Source organism: Vreelandella sp. DA03-1M (assembly GCF_055725665.1).
On record NZ_CM146798.1, the window covers coordinates 3346279 to 3371510 of the forward strand.

A 25232-nucleotide genomic window follows, 5' to 3' on the forward strand; every position below is an offset into this window, starting at 1 on the left:
TAACTGCTTAAGGTCATCAGACCTATTGCCAGATCAGATCATCATAAACAGCGACAGTCTTAAAAAACGGTGATTTTGAAAACCGTGATTTCGAAAAACAATAACCTTGAAAAACAGCGATCATGAAAACAACAGTCAAAAACAAACGGCCACCTAGTGGCGGCCGCTTGGCATCCCTCTTGAGACGACCAGCTAACTGCTCCGGCCCCCTCGGGTACGGATCAATAGAGCCGTTCGAAACGCTTTTGCTCACGCTGGACTTTCTTGGCGTGGCGTTTTACGGCAGCTGCCGCTTTGCGTTTACGCTCAGCAGTCGGCTTCTCATAGTGCTCGCGGCGGCGTACTTCAGAAAGAACACCGGCTTTTTCGCAAGAACGCTTGAAGCGACGCAGGGCGACGTCAAACGGCTCGTTATCACGTACTTTTACAGAAGGCATTAAGCACTCACCTACCTTAAGGAGTCTTGAGTTCGGATAGTACGTACACTGCGATATTGCGGTTCAGAATACAGTGTACGACCCAGTTTTACAGCGCACAGTAGTCTAGTCGCCGTTGGCCATCTTTGCAAATGCTTACGCTCGTTTGCAGCGACAATGTTAGACTACTGGCCTTGTGATTTTCACCTTTATATTTTTTGCACATCCTTTGAGAGTCCCTTTTTATGCGTGTTCTGGGCATTGAAACATCCTGCGACGAAACGGGCGTTGCGCTTTATGACACTTCGCTAACCGGCGGCAAAGGGCTGCTGGCCGACGCGCTCTACAGTCAAATCGCCATGCACGCCGAATTTGGTGGTGTGGTACCCGAACTCGCTTCTCGCGACCACACCCGCAAACTGCTACCGCTAATTGAGCAGGTGCTCAGCGATGCCAAGCTAACGCGTCACGACTTGGACGGCATTACTTATACCGCTGGCCCGGGCTTAGTCGGTGCATTAATGGTAGGCGCCAGCACCGCCCACGGTATGGCACGAGCGTTAAATATTCCCGTACTTGGCGTGCATCATATGGAAGGTCACTTACTGGCACCGATGCTGGAAGACGAGCCGCCTGCGTTCCCCTTCGTGGCGCTGCTGGTATCCGGCGGGCATACCCAACTGGTCGAAGTGCAGGGGCTGGGGCGCTATCAGCTACTCGGCGAATCGGTGGATGACGCCGCGGGTGAAGCGTTTGATAAAGCTGCCAAAATGCTGGGCTTGGCCTACCCAGGTGGGCCTCAAGTCGCCAAACTGGCGGAACAAGGGGATCCCAAGCGCTTTCGCTTCCCGCGCCCGATGACCGACCGACCAGGGCTCGATTTCAGTTTCTCAGGCTTAAAAACCCACACCATGACCGCCATTCGCCAATTGGAGGCAGTGGGGGAACTCGACGACCAAGCACGTGCCGATGTAGCCCGCGCCTTTGAAGAAGCCGTGGTTGATACGCTGGTCATTAAGTGCCGCAGAGCGCTGGATCAAACCGGTTTGAAACGTTTAGTGGTAGCGGGTGGGGTTAGCGCCAATCATCGCCTGCGTGAACGACTCCACGCTGAGTGTGAAAAACGCCAAGCCCGCGCCTACTACCCACGCGGGCGCTTTTGCACCGACAATGGCGCCATGATTGCCTACGTAGGCGCTCAGCGCTTGGCAGCGGGCGAGTGCGATACCTACGGCATAATGCAGGCGACCCCCCGCTGGCCGCTGGATCAACTGTCACCCCCGGCTGCCGCTGACAGCTAACTGCGCTCTAGGAGCCGCGAAATGGCGGCTCTTCACCGCGTCGCAGTCGACGAATATTAAGCCCGTGGCGGGCCAACACCAGCAGACTGAAGCCGCCGACCACCATAAAATACGCAGGCGCTAGCCAAGCGCATATCAGCGGCGCCACCAAAGCACTGGCCAGCGATGCCATCGCCGCCGTCTTTAGCCGCCACGCCAGTAGCGCCCAAATAATGGCGCTTAATAGCGCCACATTGGGCACCAATATCAGCAGTACACCAAACGCACTGGCGACTGCCTTTCCGCCACGAAAGTGGTGCCATAAGGGAAAACTGTGTCCTAGCAACACGGCCAGCCCAACCAGCCCTTGCAACCATACTGGGCAGCTCATGAGCTTGGCTCCTATAACAGCGGGCATGGCTTTTAAGGCATCTAGCAGCAGAGTAACGGCCGCCAAACGGGGGCCATAAAGGCGCAATACGTTAGAAAACCCAGGGTTAAACGAACCATGTTGGCGTGGGTCCCCCACACCCGCTAGGCGGCAAACGCTCAGCGCTGCCAACCAACTGCCGCTTAAATAACCCACTACTATCCATACCATGGCGCTCTGCTCGCTTTATAGACCGTCTCGATAGCCTGGCTCGCTGTCGTTTAGCCCCATCCTAACGTACAATCGCCCGCTTGTTGCAGCTGGGGGAAGGCAGATGGATCGCATTTTGATTGAAGCGTTAACCGTCGACACAGTTATCGGTGTCTATGCTTGGGAGCGTTCAATTCAGCAGTCGCTGAGCCTGGACTTAGTGCTGGCAACCGATATACGTTCAGCGGCAGCGACCGATGATTTACGCCTCACGCTGGATTACGCGGCCATTTGTCAGCGCATCCAGACATTTGCCGATGCTCATCAATTCGCCCTGGTCGAAACTTTCGCCGAACGCCTCGCAGAGTGCTTACGTACAGAGTTTCCAATCAATGGGTTGCGCCTCACCGTGCGTAAACCCGGCGCAGTGCCCAACGCTGTCAGCGTCGGTTTGGAAATTACCCGCGGCGCCTTACCAGAGGCAATGCAGGAGCCCAGCGCATGAAACTGGTCACTGTCAGCTTAGGCAGCAATATTTACCCCACTCGGCATATCCGCTACTGCCTTGATGCGCTCGCGGACACCTTTGGCTCGCTGCAAATCTCACGTGTGTTTGAAAGCGAGCCAGTGGGCTTTACCGACAGTCGCAATTTCTATAATTTGGTAGTGGCCTTCCACAGTGACTGGACACCCGGGGAGCTTCAGGCTTGGAGTAAGCAGCTGGAAATAGAGCACGGCCGCCTTCCTGACACTGCTAAATTTAGCCCCCGCGCGCTGGATATCGACTTGCTTACCGTGGGCAGCCTCTGCGGCACCGTCGATGATGTCACGTTGCCACGCAGCGAAATCACTCATAATGCGTTCGTGCTGCAGCCGCTTGCGGAATTGCTACCCACAGAGCGCCACCCCTTGTGTGACACCTCTTACGCTTCGCTATGGAAAACCTTCGAACTAGGCAGCCAACGTCTCTGGGCGGTTGATTTTAGCTGGCGTGGCCGCTGGATCTCTCAGTCAGACGAGCTTCCTCGCTTGGCAGCGGCCCGTCGATAACCAGTTACTCAAGTGCTACCGCCACGGCTTGCCCGCGCCGCACGCGTATTGCCTCACCCAGCGCTGCCCCCTGATATCCTTCCGCCATTAACGCCTGCGGCCCCACCTCGCGAGCCGCTAGCCAAGCGCTGCCAAGCCGCTCCACTTGCTCCGGCGCCAGCACGCTCACTAATGCCAACTGCGCCTCGACCTGCTCGGGCTTGCGCCAGCCATCCAACCTTTCAAGCCAATGCAGCACATTCGGGCCCTCCAGTGGCGCGGTAAGCAGCGCATAAGTGAGCACGGTATGACGGGCAAGCTGAGCCACGGCGTTAGGCAACTTTAACCGCGTTGCTAAGGCATCACGCTGTTCGGCGGTGAGCGGTGACACCAACTGCGCATAGCGCCAGTGAGCCACTGCTATCGTGCTGTTTCGAGGCGTTTGATCCAGCGCAGCTAAACCTCGCGGCAACACCGACCCCATGAGTTCGGGAAACCAGATAGGCAGCGCCTCGCAGCGCTCAAGGGTGGTAAAATAAACGTCCGGGCTTGGTTCGCCCAGCGCCTTTTCAGTTTCCACCCACACCCGTTCGGCGGCCAAATGCTCAAGTTCACCGCTATGACTCACCTGACGCATCAGCGCCAGGGTTTCAGGGGCAATGGTGAAGCCCAGCCCTGCATAACGGGCCAAAAAGCGTGCGGTACGCAGTACGCGCAGCGGGTCTTCGCTAAACGCAGAAGAGATATGCCGAAGCACGCGCCGTTCGATATCGCCTTGACCATTAAACGGGTCGGTTAATTCACCCTCGGGGCTCTGGGCAATCGCGTTAATGGTTAAATCCCGCCGCAAAAGATCCTCTTCCAGGCTGACATCGGGGCTGGCGTGCACTTCAAACCCGCCATAACCATGGCCAGATTTGCGCTCGGTGCGGGCGAGCGCGTACTCCTCGGCCGTATCCGGATGCAGAAAGACCGGAAAGTCGCGCCCCACGGGTTTAAAGCCACGTTTGCGCATGACGTCTGGCGTAGCGCCCACCACCACCCAGTCATTGTCATAGACCGGCCAGCCCAGTAGCGCATCGCGCACAGCGCCGCCCACCCGAAACACGCTCAAACCCGCTAAACGTGGATCGCTATTGGTCTCTTTCACTACTGTCTACTCCGTTGCTGGCTCGCCACACTGGTTCGCTCTCCGCTGTCCAGATTAAGCGCGGTTAACCGCCCACCCCAAACGCATCCCGTATCCAACGCCTCGACGGGCACCCGCGCCTGCGGGGTTCTTCCTTCCAGTGCCGCCCAGTGGCCGAAAAGCAGCCGGGTATTATCATCTCGCGGGTATTGAAACCAGGGCAGAAAACCCGAAGGCGCACTATCTAGCCCCTCTTTAGCGGCAAAGTCCAAACGCCCTTGGGCATCAATAAAGCGCATTCGGGTGAGCACATTAACAATCAGGCGCAGACGATCCATGCCGTCTAGATCGTCGCGCCAGCTATCCGGCAGGTTGCCAAACAGTTGGGTTAAAAACTTACCAGAGGCGTCACTGCCCAGAGCTGCCTGCACTTCACGCCCCAGCGACTCGGTCTGAGCCACACTCCATTGGGGAAGCAGCCCGGCATGGGTCATGAGCGTACCGTTTTCAATCACGCAAAGCGGTTGGCTCTGTAGCCAATCCAGTAGCGCTTCGCGATCAGGGGCGCCCAGAATATCGCTAAGGGTGTCGTTTTTCTTCAGTTTGCCGCCGCCGCGCGCCACCACCAGCAAATGAAAATCGTGGTTGCCCAGTACGCTGCGTGCAGCGCTCCCCAGAGCACGCACTTCGCGCAGGCACGCTAAAGAGCCTGGGCCACGATTAATTAAATCACCGACCAGCCATAGCGTATCCCGCGTGGGGTTGAAGCTGAGCTTCTCCAGAAGGGCTACAAATTCGGCGTGACAGCCGTGCAGATCGCCGATCGCATAGGTACTCATGCGGGAGGCCTTTTTCATAAAATAAGTGGACTAATACTACCACTTCACCGAGACCCTCTGCCTGTTGTAGACGGTTTATGTTGATGATTAACACTGGTTAAAAGAGTGAACCTGGCTCACTATAAAAGTACGCTTTGATGCTCTTAAGCCATTCGATAGTTAGCCACCTGGTAATAACTGTTAAGGAAAACGATACGCCTATGGCAATGGATCACTCTCGACGCAGCCTGCTGCGAGTTGCAACACTGGCGGGCCTTGGTGCCCTCATACTTCCCGGCACAGCGCTTCTTCCTGCCGCACGTGCCACTGCTACCAAGCTTGGCCCGCCCCCCGTTGCGGTGACGGTTAATGGCTGGCTACTGAACAGCAGTGACCGCTGATGTATATCGCCTTTGAGGATATCAACGAACACAGCAACGCCTGGGATGTCTGCATTATCGGCGCGGGTGCGGCGGGCATTTCCATGGCCGTTACCCTAGCGGAGCGAGGCCACCGGGTACTGCTCTGTGAAGGTGGCGATGCGGACTACAGCGAACGCTCCCAGGAGTGCTACCGGGGCGACGTCGTCGGCGACCCCTATATTCCCCTGTATGGCGCTCGGCTGCGCCATTTGGGTGGGTCGACCAACCACTGGGGCGGCATTTGTCGCCCTTTGGATCGCTACGACTTCAATGCCAAAGCCGTCGCCAGCGAAACGGCCTGGCCTATAGGCCGCGATGCGCTGGTTCCTTACTACAGCGCGGCCGTTACTATGCTCGGTCTGGAACCTACGCCAGCCGATCATGTGGTCCCTGAAGCGGGGCTAAAACGCATCTATTTTTCGCTGGGTCACCCCACACGCATGAAAGAGAAGTATGCCGCTACGTTGAGCGATTCGACCACTCTGACGTGCTGCCTAACAGCCAACTTGGTGGCACTGGAAACCCAGGCTGGCAAAGTCACCAGCGCCACTTTTAGCAATTACCGGGGCGACTACCGCAAGGTTCAGGCGCGCTACTTTGTACTGGCCTGCGGCGGCATCGAAAACTCGCGCCTGCTGCTGTGGTGCAACCAACAACTAGATGGCCAGCTAATCCCCCAAGCCGACACCCTGGGACGCTACTGGATGGAGCACCCCCACGCCACAGTGGGGAAGGCGCTCATTTTTGAGCCTGCGGCACTGGGTCTGGACGAGGATTACAACGTTTTCCTCTCCCCCACTGCTCGCTCCTTGCGCTCACGACAAATACTCAATTGTGGGCTGCGCTTGCACCGCATGAACGCTGAAGCTACCCAGGAACTGATTGACGAGCTCGCAGAACAGGCACCCGCGCTGGTGGGTCGGCTGCGTATCTGGCAGGCCCAAGGTCGGGTGGTGCACGGCGCGTTTCTAAGAGCCGCCTGGGAGCAGGAACCTCGCTATGACAACCGTATTGAGCTAAGCGATGAGCTGGATAAACTGGGAGTGCCACGTAGCCGGCTGGTGTGGCGGCAATCTGAGCTGGATCGCCACACCATTCGCGAGAGCATGCTACTGCTGGGTGAATACCTGCGTGATAACGAGGTGGGCAGGCTACAGATGGCTGATTGGCTTGCCGATACGCCGGTGCAACTGCCCACGGAAGGCGAACTTGCTGGACGTCACCACATGGGCGGCACGCGCATGAGCCTTGTTGCCGAGACGGGTATCGTTAACCCCGACTGCCGTCTATTTGCCCAGGAAAATTGCTACTTGGCGGGCTCCAGCGTTTTTGCTAGCGCAGGGCACGCCAACCCCACTTTAACGCTGGTACAGCTGGCCTTGCGACTTTGCGATCATCTGGAGAGTAGGTTAGCGCAAAACGCTAGTGAAGCTGGAGCGGCACCGCCAGCCTGAACGGTGTGATAGCCACTTCAAACGCGCGTTGCGTGGAAGTGTCCAGCAACGTATAGGCGCCCTCCATGACCCCCACCGGCGTTTGCAGAATGGCACGGCTGGTATAGCGAAAGCTCTGGCCAGGGCCAATCAGTGGCTGCTGCCCGACGACGCCTTTGCCGCGCACTTCCTGGCACTCGCCGCTGCCCTGGGTGATTTTCCAGTAGCGCGCCATGAGCTGCACGCTATGGGGGCTTTGATTGTGGACGGTGATGGTATAGCTGAAGACGTAACGCGACTCCGCATCATTGGACTCATCGGCACGGTAGCTAGGCGCAACGTTTACCTCGATAGTTAGACCACTCACGCTTGGCTGCCCCGCTCACTGCTCGCCTGTTCATCGGCGGCGACTCGATTGGCAATCGCCACGTATTCGGCGACCGTCAGTGTTTGCGGACGGCGGATAGGATCAATACCCAACTCTTCAAGGATTTCAGGACTCACGCGCCCTTTAAAGTTATTGCGCAGCGTTTTGCGCCGCTGGCCAAACGCGAGCTTCACCAACTCAAACAGCAGCGTGGGGTCTTCTGCAGTATGGGGCAGGGTCGCATGAGGCGTTAAGCGCACGATGGCCGACTCAACCTTGGGCTGCGGCACAAAGGCTTCCGGCGGCACAATAAATAGCTGCTCGACACTACAGTAGTACTGCGCCATAACCGACAGACGCCCCCAGTCGGCACCGCCCGGTTCAGCAGCCAAGCGCTCAACGACTTCTTTTTGCAGCATGAAGTGCATATCCTCTATCGCACTTCCTGCAGCCAGCAGGTGAATTATCAGCGGCGTGGAGATGTTGTAGGGCAGGTTGCCCACCACACGCAGCGCAGGTCCATCGCCTTTCAGCGCGGCAAAATCAAACTTCAGCGCATCGCCTTCATGTATCACAAAGTCGGGGTAGTTAAAAAACTGCACTCGCAGGCCAGGGATCAGATCGCGGTCGAGTTCAATTACCTCCAGATGTCCCGCCGCTTCCAGCAGCGGCTCGGTTAGTGCGCCCTGCCCTGGGCCAATTTCGACAAGGCGATCCGTCGAGCGCGGGCCAACGGCACGAACGATCCGCGAAATAATGCCAAGGTCGCGCAAAAAGTTCTGACCAAAGCGTTTACGAGCGCGGTGTTGGGGCACAGTAGACATCAAACGGTGTTCCTTGGAGTGCGGATTCAATCGGGAGTATTTCGCAGCAAACGCTAGACAGTAGCAGACAACCGCTGGGTAGATAGACGGCGTGCAAGGGCGATAGCGACTTTCAGGCTGCCGGGGTCTGCCACGCCTTTGCCAGCCAGATCCAACGCGGTGCCATGGTCGACCGAAGTGCGTACCAATGGCAAGCCCAGGGTAATATTGGCAGCCTGACCAAAGCCTGCATATTTTAACACTGCCAAGCCCTGGTCATGGTACATCGCCAACACTGCATCGACACCTGCCAAGTGCCGCGGGGTAAATAGTGTGTCGGCGGGCAACGGGCCAAGGATATCCATTCCCTCAGCGCGAAGGGCATCAAGCGCGGGAATAATAATATCCAGCTCTTCGTGGCCCAGGTGGCCATTTTCACCGGCATGCGGGTTTAAGCCACACACTGCAATGCGCGGTTTAGCAATCCCGAACTGGTGCTGCAAACCAATCGCCAGTAAGCGACTAATGCAGGTGACCCGCTCAAAGGTGATAGCGTCGGCGACGTTGCGCAGAGGCAAGTGTGTGGTCACCAGAGCAACACGTAAATCGCCACTACCCTGCCAGCTTGGCGATGCCGCATGTAGCGCCGCGTCGGTGGCCAGCATCATCACGACGTCATCAACGCCACAGGCATCACGCAGCCATTCGGTATGGCCGGTAAAGCCAGGGTGACCGCCGTCAATAATTACGCCTTTGTGCAGCGGTGCGGTCACCATGGCAGCGGCGAGGCCGTGTTGACAAGCATCGACCGCCATTGCCAGGGTGGCAAGTACGTAATCGGCGTTAGCTGGATTAAGCACACCTGGCGAGGAAGGGGCATTAAGAGCGACGGACCAAACAGGTAAGGCATTGTCGCCACTTGGGCACTCACCCACCGAACACTCTACCACCGTAACATCCAGCCCCAGCGCAATTGCGCGCTGGCGCAGCATTTCCGGATCGCCAATGGCCACGGTATTTGGAGGAAGCCCCCCCCCGGCTGCAAGCATTAGCGTTAGTTCAGGACCGATGCCCGCTGGTTCGCCGGTGGTGATGACCACCGGCAGCGCGCTATCAGCCCTTGAAGTCCCAGCTACCATTAGAGACGAACATCAACAAAAGCCTGTGAGCGAATCTCTTGCTGCCAGGTTTCAAGCTCTTCGTTCGCGCGACGCTGGAAGATCGCTTGGCGAACCTGCTCGCGCTGACTCTCCTGAGTAACGTTCTGGCGGCGACGCTCTTCCACCTCAATCACGTGGTAGCCGAACTGAGAGCGCACCGGCTGGGATATCTGGTTAACGCCTAGGTCACGCATTGCTTCCTCAAACGCAGGAACAGTTTGCCCTGGGCGCACCCAGCCAAGCTCACCCCCGTTGAGTGCAGTGCCGCTGTCATCGCTATACTCGCGCGCCACGGAGGCAAAATCATCTCCCTGAGACAAGCGCTGGCGCACTTCTTCGGCTCGCGCTCGCGCCTGGTTTTCATCGCGATTAGGCGTCAGCTCGATTAATACGTGGCGGGCCCGCGTCTCTTCAATGAAGTTCTGCTCGCCGGCCTGCCCCTGCTGCTGGTCAAGAAAACGCTCAACGTCACGATCACTAACCGTCACACGATTACTGATTTGGCGCTGCTGCACCTGACGCATCAGCATTTCGCGGCGAATATCTTCGCGCACGCTCGCCAGCGTCATGCCGTCAGCTTCCACGGCATCAGCAAACTCATCCAGCGTCATACCGTTGGATTCGGCAATCGAGCGCACCTGACCGTTTAGCTCAGTATCATCAATCGTCAGACTGGCATCTTCCGCCATTTGTAGCTGAATCTCTTCCATCACCATACGCTCAAGCACTTGCCGCTCAAGCTGGGAGCAGGGAGGAAGATTACCGCCCTGCGTCTGGGCCTGCTGCTCAATTTGCGCCATACGATCATCCAATTCGCTGCGCATGATCACATCGTTATTGACCACGGCCACGACACTATCCAATGCCTGACGCTGGGTGGATTGGAAATTTTGCGCTTGGAGCGTCAGTGGGGCCAACGCAAGGCCAGCGCCAACGCAGAGGGCGAGTAGGCTACCAGCAGAGAGCTGCTTCATTCGGCCTAGCAAGGGCTTTCTCATTTTCATTACAAACGTCTCTTTCATTAGCCATTCTATGGAAGTCATTTACAGGGCGGTCGGACGATAGCCAGGAATGGTCTGTTCAAAATAGCTGTCCGCATTCTGGCCAACGCCACCTAAGCCACGGAACACGAAGCGCAAAAAAAGCCCGCGATCATTAAAATCATCATCAATGCGGGCAGTATCATCGTCATCGACCCATTCACGCCAAACAAGCTGCAGGCCATAACAGCAGTTATTCCACTGCACGCCTGCCAGCTGCTCAAGCGAGCGGTCATTGGTTTGATCGTGAAGGTAGCGACCGATCAAATCAATGCTAGTGCTGGCTTTCCAGGCAAACGACAGATCCCACTCTTCACGGTTATAGTCGCGAAAGCCGTCGTCGCCCTGCAACACACCCGGGTCAAATCCTTCGATCTCCCAACGGTAGCCAAGGTTCACTACGTGCCCTTCGGGATGGCGATAACGTACATCAACGCTTGAGCGTTCGGTGCGATCACGGTGATCATCGTAGAGCCATTCGTAGCCACTGCTCCAGCGATCATTAATTTGCCAATCAAGGCGGGTCACTAGTGGTGAACGATCCCGGGTGGCCTGATAGTAGCTTTCAGGATTAACGTTGGGGTTTTCTTCCGGCCGATCCGGCAGCGTATCCGCATCGCCTTCGCTATCGATTCGGCGATCATCAAAGTAAACACTCTGCCCGACCCCAAACGAAAGTCGATCACGACCGGACGCATCCTCAAGTAGGCGCGACTGCACGCCATAAGAGAGCCGGTTGAGATCACCCACGCGGTCAGTGCCGGAAAAGCGCTGGGCGGACCAGAGCTGATCCCAGGAGAACACACGTTCTCGACTGTCAAAGTCCGGCAGCTCAGTTTGATCGGTACGTGGCACGTAGGCGTAGTTCAGACGCGGTTCCAAGGTTTGGCGATAGTCGCGCCCGCCGAGGGCCAGCTCGCGCTCAAAGACCAACCCGCTATCGATTGAGGTCAGCGCAATGCTGCGGCTGGGCGAGTCACCCCGCTCCGTTTCTCGCTCGCCATAATCCAACTCATAGGCGGTGTTCCACAGTTCAGTACGCGGCTCTAAATAGCCCCAAGGCCGTTCAAAGCGCCAGCCAACAACAGGCGTAAGGTGCAATCGGCTACCGGTGGCCGCCTCACGCTCCGGCACACGGCGCTCATCCACATCGCGCCAAAAATAGGTCGCATTAGAGCGCCACTGGGTGTAGAGGCCGTTGTCGAACTGCCAGTTCGCGTTGGCACTCAGGCTCGGCAGTTGATAAAAGGGCTTATCGCTATCGCTGAGCGGGTCTTCCAGACGCTGAAAGCCTTGGGCACGGGCATCTAACTGCCAGCGCTGGCCACGGTAATCGACCTGGGCCAAGCGCTCCATGCTGGCGCGATCACTTTCACCGAACTCGCCACCAAAGTCATCAAAATAGCGCCCGTCGCTGGCCGCACCATAGCGCAGCCGGTAAATGCTACGCTCGTTTACCCGCCCTGCATGGCGGGCATCCACATACCAACGATCCTCACCTTCAAAGCGATTTTCTCCACCGCCGGAGCCGCCGTTATCACTATTTAAATAGCCGCCTTCGACGATGCCCGCACTCTCTTCAAACAAGTAGCGGTACTCACCGTTCATTAGCAACCCGTGGTCGCTCATCCAGCGCGGCGTGATGGTTGCATCGTGGTTAGCAGCAATATTCCAATAAAATGGCTGAGTATAATCAAAACCGTCTGTTGAAAAGCCGATTGACGGGGACAGGAGCCCGGTGTGACGACGATCGTCAATGGGAAAACGTAGCCAAGGCCAGTAAAACACCGGGACATCTTTAACATGCAGTCGGGCATGACGCGCGGTGCCAAAGCCTTCTGCTTGGTATAATCGAATATCACTGCTCACCAATTCCCAGCTATTGGCGCCTGGGTCACAGGTCGTGAAGCTGGCGTCCTGCAGACGATACTCGCCCTCTGCCGTCTGCTCTAACTGATTTGCCTGACCGCGCAGGTGCTGGTCGTAAAGCACATAATGGCTATTCCCCAACGTCGCCCGGTCTTCGTTTAGCCTCAGCATCGCCTGCTCGCCGCGCACCAATGCACGTCCGTCACGTATGGCGATATTGCCTTCAGCATCGACCTGCTCACGGTCGGCGGGTAAAAAGACACGCTCCGCTTCTACTTCCTCATTGCCGCGCCGAAGCACCACATCACCGCGCAACAACGCCTCGCCATTGGCGGCGTAATCGACGTCGCTGGCCTCAAGTGAGAGGGTTTCCGGGTTCTCTTCCGCGGGTAAGCGGTAGCTGGGCATCACGTAGCGCCCCCGGCACAATTGATTGGCCGCCTCTTCTTCCCCCCAGGCTTGCCAGTCTAACGCCTCTGCGGGCATGTTTTGACCTTGAGCCACCGCTGTAAACGAGGCGCCAGCAAGCAAACTGCCCATCAGCGTATGCGCAACTGGCAACGTGCGCGAAAATCGCTTGCCCATGTTCGTTATCCTTGGCATCCAGAATCGGTATTATACAGCCCGCATGATGCCCGACCAGCAAGGAGCTTGCATGTCCTCTTATCGGATTAACGCCCTCACCACGTGGGCTGCCCAACAAAACGGCCTTTCCAAGGCCGATATTACGCTTTCATCCGCCGTGGGCGATGCAAGTTTCCGGCGTTATTTTCGCCTCACATTACCCGACGGCTCTACCCAGGTAGTAATGGATGCCCCGCCTGAACAGGAGGACTCACACCCTTTTGTCGCCATCGCCCAACGTTGGCACAGCGCAGGCTTGGCGGTACCCAAGGTGCATGCCGCCAACTTGGCGGACGGCTTCCTGCTGCTTGATGACCTGGGCAACACACCGCTACAAAACTTGTTTACCGACGACGCTACCACACAGGCGTACCATGCGCAGGCCCTAACGCTCATCGCCGAGCTGCAAAACCGCGCCAGCCCCGAATCACTGCCCGCTTATGATAGGGCGCTGCTTGGCCGGGAGCTCGATCTGTTTCCCGAATGGTGCTTGGGTGCTTGGCTGAAGCTACCGCCACCCGAAAGCTGGCACCCCCTGCGCGAGCAGCTTATTCAGCAAGCGCTGGCCCAGCCGGTGGTCAGTGTGCACCGCGATTTCGATGCTATGAACCTGATGGTACACGACCAGCGTTTATTCATGATCGACTTTCAGGACGCGGTGGCAGGCCCGCTAAGCTACGACCTTATCTCATTGTTGCGGGGGCGCTACTGCCGCTTTAGCGATGAGGAGTTTAGCGACTTCGTCAGCGCATTTTATCAGCAGGCCCGCCGTGATGGTCGTCTTCCCAGCCGGGTCGATTTTGCCACCTTCCTAATCCAGTGCCATGCCATGGCCGCTCAGCGCTCGCTGAAAGTGCTGGGCATATTTTGCCGTTTAACGCTACGCGATCAAAAAAGTGGCTATCTTGAGCGCTTGCCGCACTTTTTGGATCATCTGGAGGATAGTCTTTCGTTCCTGACCGAGCAGACTGATTTCACTGAGTGGGTCACGCTCACCTTTCGCCCCGCCCTCATGAAACGACTAGCGGAAATGACGTAATGAAAGCAATGATCTTAGCCGCAGGGCTCGGCAAGCGGATGCGACCGCTCACGGATCACTGCCCCAAGCCCCTGTTACCCGTCGCGGGTAAGCCGCTCATCGTGCATCATCTGGCGCGTCTTCACGAAGCGGGGATTCATGAAGTCGTCATTAATGTCAGCTACCGTGCCGAGCAGATTATTGATGCCCTGGGTAATGGCGATGCTTTTGGGCTGCGTATTCATTGGAGCCGTGAAACAGAGCCTTTGGAAACCGGTGGCGGTATTCAGCAAGCCCTACCGCTGCTGGGTGAAGCACCTTTTCTACTTATTAACGGCGATGTCTGGTGTGAAGCGTTGCCCAACGTACAAGCGCTGCAAGGCGATGATTTAGCGCATTTGGTGCTGGTAGATAATCCTTCCCACCACCCCGACGGCGATTTTGGGCTAGCGGGAGGGCGCGTTAATCAAACCAGCAATGAGCGGTTGACCTTCGCGGGCATCAGTGTGATTCACCCAGCATTGTTAGCCGGTCAGCCTCAGGGCGCCTTTACATTAGCGCCACTGCTCAGGACCGCTATTGATGACCAACGGGTGAGTGGGGAACATTACACGGGGCAATGGGTCGATGTGGGCACGCCTGAACGGCTGGCGGCATTGGAAAGCCAGCTCCAATTCCAACGACCGCGCGGGAAGGACTAGCCGATGCATCCAGACTATTTACGTGAGGCAATCGCTGATACGCCCCGCGTAGCGGTCTATGGCACGCTGAAGCAGGGTTTCAACAACGCCCACTGGTTAAACGGCGCCAGGCGACTGGGGAGCGACACCACCCGCGCCCTCACGCTCTATGATATCGGCCCCTACCCCGGCGCAAAATGGCAGCCATCCAAAGGCGTCACTATAGAGGTTTATGAGGTCAGCGTTGGCCAGCTGGCCCAGCTAGACCGGCTGGAGGACTACCGTATCGATGCCCCCGCGCAGGGCGAGTATGACCGCCAGCAAATAGCCACCCGCTTTGGTCGTGCCTGGGTCTATCTTTACAATCCGGAAGTGGCGGATAAGCGAGCCATTTGCGAAGGCGGTTGGGAGATGCCTTACACTGACCATGATTAATAATGCCGGTGATGAAAAACAGGGACATTGAGAAGAGCCCCGAGAAGAGGCGCGCAGGCCAAGAAATGTTATGCTGCGCGACTTACCTTTCGTCGCCTAGATGAGGAGAGCCGCGTGAAAGCACGGGTAAAATGGACAGAAGGCCGTCAATTTGTGGCGGAATCCGGTAGCGGGCACAGCGTTGTCATCGACGGTCCGCCCGACCACGGTGGCCGCAATACGGGGCCCCGCCCCATGGAAATGCTGTTGATGGGCATGGGCAGTTGCACCGCTTTTGACATCTTGAACATTCTCGATAAAGCGCGTGCCAATGTCACCGACTGTGTCGCGGAACTTGACGCTGAACGCGCTGATGAAGTGCCCGCCGTCTTTACCAAGATCCACGTTCATTTCGTAGTGACTGGGCATGCATTGAAAGAGAAGCAGGTTCAGCGCGCCGTTGAACTCTCTGCTGAAAAGTACTGCAGCGCGTCGATCATGCTGGTTAATGGCGGCGTAGAGATCACTCACTCTTTTGAGATTATCGAGGCTTGAGCGGCTGTTTGCACGGGCAGCGCTTGGCTCTCTCGGCTAGCGCCGCCGCTTGCCCAACCGCGGCGGCAAAAAAAGTAGTTCAGTCGGATGCAAGCAATCGCCTTGACGGGCATAATACGCCCGCTTGTTTTACCTTCACCTGTGCTGTCACCGCCCTGCTTTATCGGGTGGGGTTACACCGCAGCGATGGTGGCAACGTCTTATCGGTTCCGGCGCTGGCTCGTCGGGGTGTCTTCACCTGCCATAAGGAGGCTCGGACATGACAGATAATCTCCGACTCCACGGGTTTAACAACCTGACAAGCTCTTTGAGCTTCAACATTTACGACATTTGTTACGCCAAAACCGAAGAGCAGCGTGCGGCTTATATCGACTATATCGATGAGCTCTACAACGCCGAACGTTTGACGCAGATCCTGAAAGACGTCACCAACATTATCGGCGCTCATGTGCTGAATATCGCCCGCCAGGACTATGAGCCCCACGGCGCAAGCGTGACGATCCTGATTGCCGAGCATGAGCTGGATGACGCCGCGCCTGAGCAGATTAAGCCGGGCCCCGGTCCACTGCCAGAAACGGTGGTTGGGCACTTAGATAAGAGTCACGTTACGGTGCACAGCTATCCTGAGTCGCATCCTGACAACGGCATCAGCACCTTCCGTCTCGATATCGATGTCTCGACCTGTGGTCATATCAGCCCGCTTAAAGCGCTGAACTACCTGATCCACAGCTTCGACTCCGACATTGTCACCATGGATTATCGGGTACGCGGCTTCACCCGTGACGTAGACGGCAAGAAGCTGTTTATTGATCACGGCATTACCTCCATCCAAGACTACCTTGCTGACGATACCAAGCATGCGTATCAGATGATGGATGTAAACGTGTATCAGGAAAACATGTTCCATACCAAGATGCTGCTCAAAGATTTCGAGCTGGAAAATTACCTGTTCGGTACGTCTCGCCGCGATATTACCTTTGAAGAAGCACGTGATATTGAGAGCCGTTTGCGTAAAGAGATGCTGGAGATTTTTTACTCTCGTAACTTGGATTAAGCGACGCCTCTGAATGCCAAAAGCCAGCTAACGCTGGCTTTTTTTGTGGCGCTTATATGGGATCAATAAACGCTGGGCTCGCCTTCGGGGCGGGTCTTAAAGCGTCTATGCAGCCACAGATATTGCTCCGGGTGCTTGCGAATGGCCTGCTCAATAAACTGATTGACCTTGGTCGCATCGGCTACCTCGTCATTGCTCGGAAACCCTTCTAACGCTGGCAGGCTCTCGATGGTGTACGTCGCATTATCAGGGTTGCGGTGAAACATCATCGGCACCACCGACGCGCCGGTCATACGCGCAAGCTTGGCCGTTAAGCGAATCGTCGCAGCCTGCTGACCAAACAACGGTGCAAACACACTGACATCGCGGCCAAAATCCTGATCCGGCGAGTACCACACCATCCGGCCTGCCTTAAGCTGCCGCACAGCCCCACGCAGATCGTAACGGTCAATCGCGACTCCAAAGTTGCGTCCACGAGCGCGAGTCATAAAGCGCTCAAACAGCGGGTTGTTATGCGGGCGATAGACAGCGTCAGCAGAGAAAAATAGCGCGTGTAAGGCACCGCCTAAATCGAGCGATGAGAAGTGAACACCGATAATGACCACCCCTTTGCCTCGCGCCTGAGCACGGGCCATGTGCTCTTCGCCAATATAAGCAACTCGGTGGCGTAAGCTTTCGCCATTTCGACACCAGCCCGTCGCGGTTTCGACGAGACCAATGCCATTAGCGATGAATGACTCTTTGACGAGTTGCCGCTGTTGTTCGGCGCTCTTTTCGGGAAAGCACAGCGCTATATTGGTGTCGGTAATGCGCCGCCGCCGCTTGGCAAAGCGCCATGCGAGCAACCCAAGCCCTTTGCCAATACTCATTTTTAGCCGCCAGGGCAGCCAGGCGGCAACATACATGGCACCAATCCCGAGCCAAGTGGGCCAGTAACGCGGGTGGGCAAACGAACGTGGATAACGTGATTTTGACATAAAAACAACCGTTTAATCAGAACGCCCATGATAACGCCGAGGCGCCCGGGGCAGTACCCCCGTCAGCAGGGTATAGCTGATCGTATCGCAGTAACGGGCCACTTCATCCACCGGCAGTACTTCGCCGTTGCTAGCGCTACCCCATAATACGACTTCGCTGCCAATGGCGGCATCGGGCACGTCTGTTACATCCACCGTGAGCATATCCATAGAGACTTTACCGGCAATCGCGCAGCGTTGGCCGTTTACCAGCACTGGCGTACCATCGCGGGCATGGCGGTCATAGCCGTCACCGTAGCCGCAGGCAACCACGGCAATGCGTGAACGCCGCGGCGCACGCCAGCGCCCGCTGTAGCCCACGGGCTCGCCCTCTTCTAGCTCTCGCAGGGCGATAATTTCAGAGCGCAGAGTCATCACTGGCTTCAGTTGCCGGGTGATGTCATTGGCGACTTCTAAGGGGTCGCTGCCGTAGAGCATGACGCCTGGCCGGTTCCAGTCACCATGTGCCACCGGCCACGCCAAGGTCGCCGGTGAGTTGGCTAGGCATAGCGGCGCTTCTAGCTCACTGGTCAACTCCTGGAGCCGTGCCATTTGCTGAGTGAAATAACGGCTATCCTGAGCATCGGCAGTGGCAAAATGGCTCATCAGGTGCAGCGAAGCCACACTCGGCGCAGCAAGAAGCTGGCGCCAGATGGCAGCGGCCTCTTCAATGGCAAAGCCCAGGCGGTGCATGCCGGAGTCGACTTTTAACCATACCGGGATGGGCTGGCGTGGCGTGGCCGCCAACAGTGCATCAACCTGCCACTGGCTATGCACCGCGATCCAGAAACCGTGGGTGTCCACCAGCGCCAACTCATCAGTACTGAAGATGCCTTCAAGCAGAACGATAGGCTTCGTAATGCCACCTTTACGCAACGCGAGAGCCTCTTCGATACAGGCGACGGCAAACGCGGGAGCATGGGCCTCCAGCGCTTGAGCGCACGCTAGCGCACCATGCCCGTAAGCATCAGCTTTGATAACGGCCACTGAGCGGCTTTGGGGCGCACAGCGGCACGCCAATTGATAGTTGTGACGCAGCGCGTCCAGATCAATATCGGCCACAAGGGGGCGCATAGGTTTTCTCACTTACCTGATTCAGCAATAAATGCTTATTAACAAAAAATGTCAGCGATAAAAAACCGAGCAAGCACCTATAGGTACTTGCTCGGCTTAGAGGGAAGGCGCGTTTAATAATCACCTTTGTTGCGCTTCAAACACTTAAGTTTCAAACAAAGCTTCTAACGAGAGACCCTGTTTTTCCAGCGAACGACGCAGCTTTTTCAGCGCTTCGACTTGAATCTGACGTACCCGCTCACGGGTCAAACCAATTTCGGCACCGACTTCTTCAAGAGTGGCGGATTCGTGACCCCGTAAGCCAAAGCGGCGCACGACAACTTCACGCTGTTTTTCGCTCAGCTCATCAAGCCAAAGATCAACGTGCTCTTTGACATCGCCATCCACCAGACGCGCTTCAGGCCCCTGCACCTCATCGTCGGTCAACGTATCGATCAGCGGCTTATCGCTCTCACCGCCCATCGGGTAATCAACGGACGATACGCGCTCATTGAGGCCGAGCATCTTTTTGACCACCTCGACCGGTTTGTCCAGGTGCTCGGCGATCTCTTCAGCAGTGGCCTCATGGTCAAACTTCTGGGTCAATTCGCGCGCCGCGCGCAGGTAGATATTGAGCTCTTTGACCACATGAATCGGCAAACGGATTGTACGCGTTTGGTTCATCAACGCGCGCTCAATGGTTTGTCGAATCCACCAAGTGGCATACGTTGAAAAACGAAAACCCCGTTCGGGGTCAAACTTTTCAACGGCGCGGATCAAGCCCAAATTACCCTCTTCGATCAAATCCAGCAGCGTTAAGCCGCGGTTAAGGTAGCGGCGGGCAATCTTCACCACCAGCCGCAAATTGGACTCAATCATCCGTGAGCGTCCCAGCGGGTCGCCCTTACGCGCTAATCGGCCGTAATATACTTCCTCTTCTGGCGTTAATAATGGCGAAAAGCCGATTTCGTTGAGGTAGATTTGCGTTGCATCCAAGCTTTGGGTCGATTGTCGATCCTCACGCCCTAGCGCTTTTTCAAAAGCATCTTCTTCTACCGCGATGTCATCATCGGTATTATCAAGTGCCTCCTCAGCAGCCTCCAGGTCAACCTCCTGTAGATCTTTCTCCAACATACTCATGGCCTTACCCCCGTGTTTCGCCTACCCGCCATTTAGAAAGTCAAAGGGGTGCGCTCTAAGGCGCACACCATATTGTTATGTGACAATTGTTATATGACGCTCGAATACAGCGATTCGGGCAACTTCCAAGTTAAACGCTGGCCTTCCACGCTACCGGTGAGTGCATTAGCGGGAAGGCAGAAAGTCCATGGGATCTTGAGGCTGGCCATCACGGCGAACCTCGAAGTGCAATCGGACATTTTCTGCGTCACTATCCCCCATCGTCGCAATCACTTCACCCGCTTCTACCACGTCATTTTCACTGACCCGTAAGCTATCGTTATGCGCATACGCACTCAGGAATTGGTCGTTGTGCTTGAGAAGGATGAGGTTGCCATAACCCCTGACGCCGCTGCCCGCATAAACCACAATACCGGGCCCAGCTGCTTTAACAGGTTGCCCCTTTTCACCGGTGATATCAATCCCGGCAGTGATGCTATCGCCTTGTCCAAATGCCCCGACGACGTTGCCATCGGCAGGCCATTGCCAATTGATCGTTTCAGCAGGCGTATAGGTACGCGAAGAGCGGTCAACGCTGGCACTTTGTGTAGCTGGAGCAGCTTCAGGCTGTGGCTCGGGTTCTGATACTGGCTGCGGTTCAGGTTCTGACGCTGGCTCAGGTTCCGGCTGAGCGGCAGGCTCAGGTTCGGCAGCTGCGACCACTTCAGGCTCAGGCGTGGAGGAAGAGGTATTTTCTTCACTGCTAGGCGAAGAATCAGCCACTTGTTCCGCAGCCTCTACGGCATCGCGTTCAGCGGTTAGGCGCTGGTTACGTTGAATCGCGGATTCGTCGGGCAACAGCCAGTCGAGTTCCTGGTCATCACTCGCAACAGAGGCTGCTTGCGGATTCAGTCCGGTCGCCACGGCGCCACCACCATTGTTATTAGCGGCAGGCTGGCTACTGGCGACTGATGACGTTGAGGCGCCTTCGCGCAGGGCAATGGTTTGCCCTGGCCGAATTTGGTACGGCGCATCAATATTGTTCATTGCCGCCAACTGGCGATAATCCAAATTGTGCTGCCATGCGATGCCATACAGCGTGTCGCCCGCTTTAACGGTGTACTGGGGTGAGTTTTCCACCGCTTGGCGTGCTTGGCTTAAATCACGCACTTGAGGGCTTCCGCCTTGTTGGCTGGCACAACCCGCAATTGTTAATGCCAGCGCCGACATCATCAGTACTTTAAGACTATAACCTTTACGCATATAAACCTTACTCCTTTTCAGCGCCAAGCTTGGTATCGATGGGCCGACGATCCGCGTGTCGGTTGAGTAACACAACAATGAGTGCCCCCAAGGCCATTAGCGCGACAACGCCAGCTACTTGTGCCGAGGCACCGGTCAATACGGCATAGTCAGCGGGCAACAAATAACGGTGCTCCAAAGGGATCATTTGCCCTTCTGGCCCTATTTGATAGCGTAACAGTTCACGCCATGGCCAGAGAACCGGTAACGAACCGACAATAAACCCCAGTAGCAGTTGCATGGTCGAGGTATGGTGGCGCCGTAACAACCAGGACAACAAGCGTGAAAACAACGCTAAACCCACCACACAGCCCATTCCAAACAGAATAATAATGCCCAGATCAAAGCTGCGAATTGCTCCCATGATGGTGCCGTAGAGCCCCATTGTCAGCAATAGAAAACTGCCTGATACCCCTGGCAGGAGCATGGCGCTGATGGCAATGCAGCCTGCCACCATCACTACCAGCGCCTCGTTGCCCAGCAGCAGCACCAGCGGCATCATGCCTGGCAACGCTTGGGCGAGCACTAACCCCACCAACAATGGCAGCAGATACCATAGTTTCCAGCCGCTACTTGCCTGCCCGACCACCAGTGCGGAGGCCGCTACAAGGCCAAAAAAGAACCCGTCCAACAGTAGTGGATGCGCTTCCATCAACCATAGTGCTAAATGCGCAACGCTAAATAGACTAACCGCAACACCTGCCAATAGCGGTACCAGAAAGGCTAGGTTCAAATGGAGACTCAGGGCTTTCCAGCCACCTTGACGCCATACACCAATCGCACTTGGGCCAAATTGCTTGATGGTGTTAATCAGCTCTTCATAGATACCGCTAATAAACGCAATCGTACCTCCCGACACACCGGGTACCGCATCGGCGGCGCCCATCCCTGCGCCACGTAAAAATATTCCCAAGGGTTGCCGCTTCAATCCACTACTCCTTGTAGTAAAGGTACAAAACGTACGGGCTCAAGCCGCCGTTTTTCAAAGGCACTGCCGATGCGCTTTACCTGAGTAAGCCACTGGCTGCCATCGGGATCTTCCAAGGGGGCGATCAACACCCCGTCGTAACTCAATTGCTCTAGTAGCGATGTGGGCAATGTATGAGCGCAGGCGGTTAGCAAAATAACATCAAACGGTGCCACTTCAGGCCAACCATAGCCTCCATCCGCCACTGCTAGTGTGGCTGGGGCCGTAAGCCGCCGTAACCGCTCAGCCGCACGCTCGTACAACGCACCAATGCGTTCAATGGAGTAGAGCTCTTCTACCAAGCGCGACAATATTAACGTTTGATAGCCAGACCCGGTGCCCAGTTCCAATACCCGGCGGGGCCCGGCGCGCAACACGAGCTCGGTCATCCGCGCCACAATGAACGGCTGCGATAGCGTTTGGCCAAAGCCAATCGGTAAGGCGGTATCTTCATAGGCGCGGTGCGCCAGCGCCTCATCCACAAACAGATGACGCGGTTCACTGGCCATGACCTCTAGCACGCGGGCATCGTTGATGCCTTGCTGCATGAGGCGCTCGACCATTCGGTCTCGGGTACGCTGTGAGGTCATACCGCGACCGCGCAGCTCAGCAGGGGAGATATCAGGCAAAAACATCCAACCAATCCTGCACATCGTTAAGCGCGGGGTGGCGCGTCAGGTCTGTTTGTAACGGTGTAATCGATACAAAGCCCGCTTCAACAGCGGCAAAATCGGTATCTTCACCATCATCGGCATTGGCTGCTACCGGCGCAATCCAATAGCGGGTACGCCCCCGCGGGTCTTGTACTGGCAACGGTTTTTCGGCTGGTCCGCGGTACCCAAGGCGGGTAACTTTAACGCCTTTGATCTCTTCCCAGGGTACATCGGGGACATTGACGTTAAGCAGCGTACGCGGCGGTAGCGAGAGTTGATCCGCGGCGCCAATCAAGGTGGCGGCCACTCTTCCGGCGGTAGCGAAGTGGCGCTCGCCGCATAGCGACATGGCAATCGCGGTCATGCCTAGGTTGCGCCCTTCCATCGCCGCCGCAACGGTGCCGGAATAGAGCACATCGTCGCCCAGGTTACTGCCGTGATTAATCCCTGAGATCACTAAATCAGGTTTTTCATCCCATACACCGTGAACGCCTAAATAGACGCAGTCGGCAGGGGTACCATCAACGCTATAAAAGCCGTTATCAAGCGCCGTCAATGAAAGCGGCCGTGACAAGGTAAGCGAATTACTGGCACCGCTGCGGTCTCGGTCAGGCGCCACCACGCGCATATTGGCGTGCGACAGCAGCGCATCGTGTAGCGCACGCAACCCAGGCGCGTAAACACCGTCATCATTTGAAAGCAGTAGTCGCCGCATAGTGGCTCTCCCTTTTTTATATGCACAAGTTATATGCACAAGAGTCATTAGCGCCAGCGTCATAAGCACACAGCATAAACGCGAAAGGTGACAACTCCTATCCATCACTTTTAGTAAACTTTTTAACGTCTTATAGCTATTCTGACGACTTATAACCGTTCTGACGACTGACGTCGCCCACCGCTATCCACTCATCTCTATCAGCTCACCAAGCACAGCGGTAGCAAAGCTACCGCGAGGCAACGCAAACGAAAGCCGTACGGCATCAGCTTCCCAAGTAAGCTGTGGTTCCAGCAGCCGCATCCGCAGCGCACGGCGTGCCTGCTTAACCCCGCAGCGCTCCAAACCACTACACAAGCCAGGATACTGCTGCTGCAAATACGTTTCATAGCTAGCAGCGTCACCCTGACCGGCTTCGCCAACGCCCCAGAGCACCCCCGTTGGATGCACATCCAGCGCCATGGCGCGGGCCTGAAGCGTCGCATCGGTGGCTTCAATACCAAACACGCTTTGCGTGCCGTCCAACATTAAGGTGTCGCCTGCCAGGGGTTGCGTCCAAGTGCCATCCGCAACGCGAGTGCTGAGCAGTTCGTTAAACAAAAAGCTGCGCGCGGTAGAAAGCATCATACCTTGACGGTCGTCCCGTTTACGCCAACCTCTGTTAAGTAGTGCTTCTGCGCGCTGAAGATTATGCCCTTCATGACCAAAGCGCTGGGGGCCGAAATAGTTGGGCACACCAGACTGACAAAGCGCTTCCCAGCGGCTGATAAAGTCGTCGCTTGCTATGGCCTTACCGCTTAGGCGTAAGACGAATCGATTAGTGCGGTGAACCCCGCGCTTAAGCTTACGCGGGTGGCGCGCCTGCTCAACCACCGTGATGCCCTGGGCATTAAGCGATTGCTCTAAGTCAGGCGGCGCATCGCGCCCTGGCAGATGCACGCTCAGCCACTGGCGGGTCACGGCAATACGATCCTTCATCCCGGAGTAACCAATATCACGGGGTGTTACGTCACAAAGCCGACTTAACAACTTAGCCACTTCTAACGTGGATTGGTTACGTTTTTCAACCCGCAACCACAGGTGTTCCCCGTGCGCCTCGGGAGTAAAATCCAACTGTTCGTCAACCCAGAAGTCTTCCGCCTGAGCACGGTATTGACCGGCTTTAGGCGGGCCGAACAGAGGATCTAAGCAACGCTGCCAGACAGGCATATTAATCATTAAGCGCCTCTGCACGGTTTAGCAGCACCACTGCCTCAGCAGCAATACCCTCACCGCGCCCGGTAAAGCCCAGCCGCTCGGTAGTGGTGGCTTTAACGTTAACCTGGCTAAGCGCGACGCCTAAGTCAGCGGCAATGATGGCCCGCATTGCATCAACATGAGGCGCCATTTTAGGCGCTTGCGCCATTAGCGTGGCGTCCAGATTGACCACGCCATAGCCCTGGCCCTGAATAAGAGTGACCACATGGCGCAGCAGTTCGCGGCTATCAGCCTCCGCCCACGTTGGGTCGGTATCGGGAAAATGACGGCCAATATCGCCCAACGCACAGGCACCTAACAGCGCATCGCTCACAGCGTGCAGCAGCACATCGCCATCGGAGTGCGCCACGAAGCCATGGTCAAATGGCAGCTTAACGCCACCGATCATCAGGTGATTGCCGGGGCCGAAACGGTGGACATCGAATCCGTGGCCAATACGCATTACTAAGCTCCTAATGA

The 25232-nt window shown here is 56.5% G+C and carries 28 protein-coding genes; 10 read left to right on the forward strand and 18 right to left on the reverse strand.

Going from position 1 to position 25232, the window contains the following annotated elements:
• Positions 1–221: 221 nt before the first annotated feature.
• Positions 222–437 carry a 30S ribosomal protein S21 gene (gene rpsU, locus ACXUPB_RS15680; protein ID WP_008956349.1) on the reverse strand — a complete coding sequence of 72 codons (216 nt, stop codon included), beginning with the start codon at positions 435–437 and terminating at the stop codon, positions 222–224.
• 224 nt (positions 438–661) lie between these two features.
• On the opposite strand from rpsU, the gene tsaD reads away from it, so the two are divergent.
• The gene (gene tsaD, locus ACXUPB_RS15685; protein ID WP_035558901.1) at positions 662–1717 is read left to right on the forward strand and encodes a tRNA (adenosine(37)-N6)-threonylcarbamoyltransferase complex transferase subunit TsaD; all 1056 of its coding nucleotides are present in this window, start codon (positions 662–664) and stop codon (positions 1715–1717) included.
• A 7-nt stretch (positions 1718–1724) separates the two neighbouring features.
• Here the strand turns inward: tsaD and plsY are convergent, their stop codons facing one another.
• Positions 1725–2297 carry a glycerol-3-phosphate 1-O-acyltransferase PlsY gene (plsY, locus tag ACXUPB_RS15690; RefSeq protein ID WP_035558904.1) on the reverse strand — a complete coding sequence of 191 codons (573 nt, stop codon included), beginning with the start codon at positions 2295–2297 and terminating at the stop codon, positions 1725–1727.
• Between the two features lie 103 nt (positions 2298–2400).
• Here plsY and folB point away from each other — a divergent pair, with 103 nt between their 5' ends.
• Together folB and folK are read left to right on the forward strand one after the other, a co-directional pair.
• Positions 2401–2781: a dihydroneopterin aldolase gene (folB, locus tag ACXUPB_RS15695; protein WP_035558906.1), complete on the forward strand. Its 381-nt coding sequence runs from the start codon at positions 2401–2403 to the stop codon at positions 2779–2781.
• Positions 2778–3326 (forward strand): 2-amino-4-hydroxy-6-hydroxymethyldihydropteridine diphosphokinase, encoded by a 549-nt coding sequence (folK, locus tag ACXUPB_RS15700; RefSeq protein ID WP_035558909.1) that lies wholly within the window; start codon positions 2778–2780, stop codon positions 3324–3326. The genes folB and folK overlap by 4 nt, the downstream gene beginning before the upstream one ends.
• Before the next feature lie 4 nt (positions 3327–3330).
• Here folK and ACXUPB_RS15705 read toward each other — a convergent pair whose 3' ends face one another.
• Together ACXUPB_RS15705 and ACXUPB_RS15710 are read right to left on the reverse strand one after the other, a co-directional pair.
• Positions 3331–4455, reverse strand: coding sequence for a tRNA nucleotidyltransferase/poly(A) polymerase-related protein (locus ACXUPB_RS15705; protein WP_052703732.1), 1125 nt, complete (start codon positions 4453–4455; stop codon positions 3331–3333).
• On the reverse strand, positions 4455–5273 hold the full coding sequence (locus ACXUPB_RS15710; protein ID WP_035558912.1) for a symmetrical bis(5'-nucleosyl)-tetraphosphatase: 819 nt from the start codon (positions 5271–5273) through the stop codon (positions 4455–4457). Before ACXUPB_RS15710 ends, ACXUPB_RS15705 begins: the two co-directional genes overlap by 1 nt.
• 200 nt (positions 5274–5473) lie before the next feature.
• On the opposite strand from ACXUPB_RS15710, the gene ACXUPB_RS15715 reads away from it, so the two are divergent.
• Both ACXUPB_RS15715 and ACXUPB_RS15720 read left to right on the forward strand, forming a co-directional pair.
• Complete coding sequence (locus ACXUPB_RS15715) at positions 5474–5653, forward strand: hypothetical protein (protein WP_035558915.1); 180 nt, start codon at positions 5474–5476, stop codon at positions 5651–5653.
• Positions 5653–7128: an FAD-dependent oxidoreductase gene (locus ACXUPB_RS15720; protein WP_035558917.1), complete on the forward strand. Its 1476-nt coding sequence runs from the start codon at positions 5653–5655 to the stop codon at positions 7126–7128. Before ACXUPB_RS15715 ends, ACXUPB_RS15720 begins: the two co-directional genes overlap by 1 nt.
• Here the strand turns inward: ACXUPB_RS15720 and apaG are convergent.
• From apaG to ACXUPB_RS15745, 5 genes are read right to left on the reverse strand one after another with little or no spacing between them, the layout of a single operon-like run.
• Positions 7097–7474: a Co2+/Mg2+ efflux protein ApaG gene (gene apaG, locus ACXUPB_RS15725; RefSeq protein WP_008956340.1), complete on the reverse strand. Its 378-nt coding sequence runs from the start codon at positions 7472–7474 to the stop codon at positions 7097–7099. The genes ACXUPB_RS15720 and apaG overlap by 32 nt on opposite strands.
• Positions 7471–8298, reverse strand: a complete 828-nt coding sequence (gene rsmA, locus ACXUPB_RS15730) for a 16S rRNA (adenine(1518)-N(6)/adenine(1519)-N(6))-dimethyltransferase RsmA (RefSeq protein ID WP_035558921.1) — start codon at positions 8296–8298, stop codon at positions 7471–7473. Before rsmA ends, apaG begins: the two co-directional genes overlap by 4 nt.
• Positions 8299–8351: 53 nt before the next feature.
• Positions 8352–9416, reverse strand: a complete 1065-nt coding sequence (gene pdxA, locus ACXUPB_RS15735) for a 4-hydroxythreonine-4-phosphate dehydrogenase PdxA (protein ID WP_101145222.1) — start codon at positions 9414–9416, stop codon at positions 8352–8354.
• A complete protein-coding gene (locus tag ACXUPB_RS15740) occupies positions 9416–10441 on the reverse strand; it encodes a peptidylprolyl isomerase (protein WP_472953367.1) in 1026 nt (341 codons plus the stop codon). Before ACXUPB_RS15740 ends, pdxA begins: the two co-directional genes overlap by 1 nt.
• A gap of 39 nt (positions 10442–10480) precedes the next feature.
• Positions 10481–12931, reverse strand: a complete 2451-nt coding sequence (locus ACXUPB_RS15745) for an LPS-assembly protein LptD (protein WP_101145220.1) — start codon at positions 12929–12931, stop codon at positions 10481–10483.
• Positions 12932–13001: 70 nt separating this feature from the next.
• On the opposite strand from ACXUPB_RS15745, the gene ACXUPB_RS15750 reads away from it, so the two are divergent.
• From ACXUPB_RS15750 to speD, 5 genes are all read left to right on the forward strand, one after another.
• Positions 13002–14009, forward strand: coding sequence for an aminoglycoside phosphotransferase family protein (locus tag ACXUPB_RS15750; protein WP_101145219.1), 1008 nt, complete (start codon positions 13002–13004; stop codon positions 14007–14009).
• Positions 14009–14689, forward strand: coding sequence for an N-acetylmuramate alpha-1-phosphate uridylyltransferase MurU (gene murU / locus ACXUPB_RS15755; RefSeq protein ID WP_472953370.1), 681 nt, complete (start codon positions 14009–14011; stop codon positions 14687–14689). Before ACXUPB_RS15750 ends, murU begins: the two co-directional genes overlap by 1 nt.
• A gap of 3 nt (positions 14690–14692) precedes the next feature.
• The gene (locus ACXUPB_RS15760; RefSeq protein ID WP_472953372.1) at positions 14693–15103 is read left to right on the forward strand and encodes a gamma-glutamylcyclotransferase family protein; all 411 of its coding nucleotides are present in this window, start codon (positions 14693–14695) and stop codon (positions 15101–15103) included.
• A 114-nt stretch (positions 15104–15217) separates the two neighbouring features.
• Positions 15218–15637 (forward strand): OsmC family protein, encoded by a 420-nt coding sequence (locus tag ACXUPB_RS15765; RefSeq protein ID WP_008956332.1) that lies wholly within the window; start codon positions 15218–15220, stop codon positions 15635–15637.
• A 259-nt stretch (positions 15638–15896) separates the two neighbouring features.
• Positions 15897–16691, forward strand: coding sequence for an adenosylmethionine decarboxylase (speD, locus tag ACXUPB_RS15770; RefSeq protein ID WP_008956331.1), 795 nt, complete (start codon positions 15897–15899; stop codon positions 16689–16691).
• A gap of 62 nt (positions 16692–16753) precedes the next feature.
• On the opposite strand, the gene lpxL is transcribed toward speD, so the two are convergent.
• The 9 genes from lpxL to ispF all read right to left on the reverse strand — a co-directional run bounded on the left by lpxL (position 16754) and on the right by ispF (position 25215).
• A complete protein-coding gene (lpxL, locus tag ACXUPB_RS15775; RefSeq protein WP_336274135.1) occupies positions 16754–17668 on the reverse strand; it encodes an LpxL/LpxP family Kdo(2)-lipid IV(A) lauroyl/palmitoleoyl acyltransferase in 915 nt (304 codons plus the stop codon).
• A 12-nt stretch (positions 17669–17680) separates the two neighbouring features.
• Entirely contained in the window at positions 17681–18781 is a 1101-nt protein-coding gene (gene alr, locus ACXUPB_RS15780) for an alanine racemase (protein ID WP_101145214.1), read from the reverse strand.
• A 144-nt stretch (positions 18782–18925) separates the two neighbouring features.
• The gene (rpoS, locus tag ACXUPB_RS15785) at positions 18926–19900 is read right to left on the reverse strand and encodes an RNA polymerase sigma factor RpoS (RefSeq protein ID WP_035558949.1); all 975 of its coding nucleotides are present in this window, start codon (positions 19898–19900) and stop codon (positions 18926–18928) included.
• 165 nt (positions 19901–20065) lie between these two features.
• Positions 20066–21142 carry a peptidoglycan DD-metalloendopeptidase family protein gene (locus ACXUPB_RS15790; RefSeq protein ID WP_101145213.1) on the reverse strand — a complete coding sequence of 359 codons (1077 nt, stop codon included), beginning with the start codon at positions 21140–21142 and terminating at the stop codon, positions 20066–20068.
• Between the two features lie 7 nt (positions 21143–21149).
• A complete protein-coding gene (locus tag ACXUPB_RS15795) occupies positions 21150–22109 on the reverse strand; it encodes a DUF368 domain-containing protein (RefSeq protein ID WP_008956326.1) in 960 nt (319 codons plus the stop codon).
• Complete coding sequence (locus ACXUPB_RS15800) at positions 22106–22783, reverse strand: protein-L-isoaspartate(D-aspartate) O-methyltransferase (RefSeq protein ID WP_101145212.1); 678 nt, start codon at positions 22781–22783, stop codon at positions 22106–22108. The genes ACXUPB_RS15795 and ACXUPB_RS15800 overlap by 4 nt, the downstream gene beginning before the upstream one ends.
• Complete coding sequence (gene surE / locus ACXUPB_RS15805) at positions 22770–23516, reverse strand: 5'/3'-nucleotidase SurE (protein WP_101145211.1); 747 nt, start codon at positions 23514–23516, stop codon at positions 22770–22772. Before surE ends, ACXUPB_RS15800 begins: the two co-directional genes overlap by 14 nt.
• A 183-nt stretch (positions 23517–23699) precedes the next feature.
• Positions 23700–24734, reverse strand: coding sequence for a tRNA pseudouridine(13) synthase TruD (truD, locus tag ACXUPB_RS15810; RefSeq protein ID WP_101145210.1), 1035 nt, complete (start codon positions 24732–24734; stop codon positions 23700–23702).
• On the reverse strand, positions 24727–25215 hold the full coding sequence (gene ispF / locus ACXUPB_RS15815) for a 2-C-methyl-D-erythritol 2,4-cyclodiphosphate synthase (RefSeq protein WP_101145209.1): 489 nt from the start codon (positions 25213–25215) through the stop codon (positions 24727–24729). Before ispF ends, truD begins: the two co-directional genes overlap by 8 nt.
• Positions 25216–25232 lie beyond the last annotated feature (17 nt).

Bases quoted from the DNA above. Each gene is read 5' to 3' on its own strand.
- ACXUPB_RS15750 (WP_101145219.1), top strand. From the start codon at position 13,002: ATGTCCTCTTATCGGATTAACGCCCTCACCACGTGGGCTGCCCAACAA.
- alr (WP_101145214.1), bottom strand. From the start codon at position 18,781: ATGCGCCCCCTTGTGGCCGATATTGATCTGGACGCGCTGCGTCACAAC.
- rpsU (WP_008956349.1), bottom strand. From the start codon at position 437: ATGCCTTCTGTAAAAGTACGTGATAACGAGCCGTTTGACGTCGCCCTG.
- tsaD (WP_035558901.1), top strand. From the start codon at position 662: ATGCGTGTTCTGGGCATTGAAACATCCTGCGACGAAACGGGCGTTGCG.
- ACXUPB_RS15740 (WP_472953367.1), bottom strand. From the start codon at position 10,441: ATGAAAATGAGAAAGCCCTTGCTAGGCCGAATGAAGCAGCTCTCTGCT.
- rpoS (WP_035558949.1), bottom strand. From the start codon at position 19,900: ATGAGTATGTTGGAGAAAGATCTACAGGAGGTTGACCTGGAGGCTGCT.
- ACXUPB_RS15760 (WP_472953372.1), top strand. From the start codon at position 14,693: ATGCATCCAGACTATTTACGTGAGGCAATCGCTGATACGCCCCGCGTA.
- rsmA (WP_035558921.1), bottom strand. From the start codon at position 8,298: ATGTCTACTGTGCCCCAACACCGCGCTCGTAAACGCTTTGGTCAGAAC.
- folK (WP_035558909.1), top strand. From the start codon at position 2,778: ATGAAACTGGTCACTGTCAGCTTAGGCAGCAATATTTACCCCACTCGG.
- murU (WP_472953370.1), top strand. From the start codon at position 14,009: ATGAAAGCAATGATCTTAGCCGCAGGGCTCGGCAAGCGGATGCGACCG.
- surE (WP_101145211.1), bottom strand. From the start codon at position 23,516: ATGCGGCGACTACTGCTTTCAAATGATGACGGTGTTTACGCGCCTGGG.
- ACXUPB_RS15715 (WP_035558915.1), top strand. From the start codon at position 5,474: ATGGCAATGGATCACTCTCGACGCAGCCTGCTGCGAGTTGCAACACTG.
- folB (WP_035558906.1), top strand. From the start codon at position 2,401: ATGGATCGCATTTTGATTGAAGCGTTAACCGTCGACACAGTTATCGGT.
- ACXUPB_RS15710 (WP_035558912.1), bottom strand. From the start codon at position 5,273: ATGAGTACCTATGCGATCGGCGATCTGCACGGCTGTCACGCCGAATTT.
- ACXUPB_RS15720 (WP_035558917.1), top strand. From the start codon at position 5,653: ATGTATATCGCCTTTGAGGATATCAACGAACACAGCAACGCCTGGGAT.
- pdxA (WP_101145222.1), bottom strand. From the start codon at position 9,416: ATGGTAGCTGGGACTTCAAGGGCTGATAGCGCGCTGCCGGTGGTCATC.
- truD (WP_101145210.1), bottom strand. From the start codon at position 24,734: ATGATTAATATGCCTGTCTGGCAGCGTTGCTTAGATCCTCTGTTCGGC.
- ispF (WP_101145209.1), bottom strand. From the start codon at position 25,215: ATGCGTATTGGCCACGGATTCGATGTCCACCGTTTCGGCCCCGGCAAT.
- ACXUPB_RS15800 (WP_101145212.1), bottom strand. From the start codon at position 22,783: ATGTTTTTGCCTGATATCTCCCCTGCTGAGCTGCGCGGTCGCGGTATG.
- plsY (WP_035558904.1), bottom strand. From the start codon at position 2,297: ATGGTATGGATAGTAGTGGGTTATTTAAGCGGCAGTTGGTTGGCAGCG.
- lpxL (WP_336274135.1), bottom strand. From the start codon at position 17,668: ATGTCAAAATCACGTTATCCACGTTCGTTTGCCCACCCGCGTTACTGG.
- ACXUPB_RS15790 (WP_101145213.1), bottom strand. From the start codon at position 21,142: ATGCGTAAAGGTTATAGTCTTAAAGTACTGATGATGTCGGCGCTGGCA.
- speD (WP_008956331.1), top strand. From the start codon at position 15,897: ATGACAGATAATCTCCGACTCCACGGGTTTAACAACCTGACAAGCTCT.
- ACXUPB_RS15745 (WP_101145220.1), bottom strand. From the start codon at position 12,931: ATGGGCAAGCGATTTTCGCGCACGTTGCCAGTTGCGCATACGCTGATG.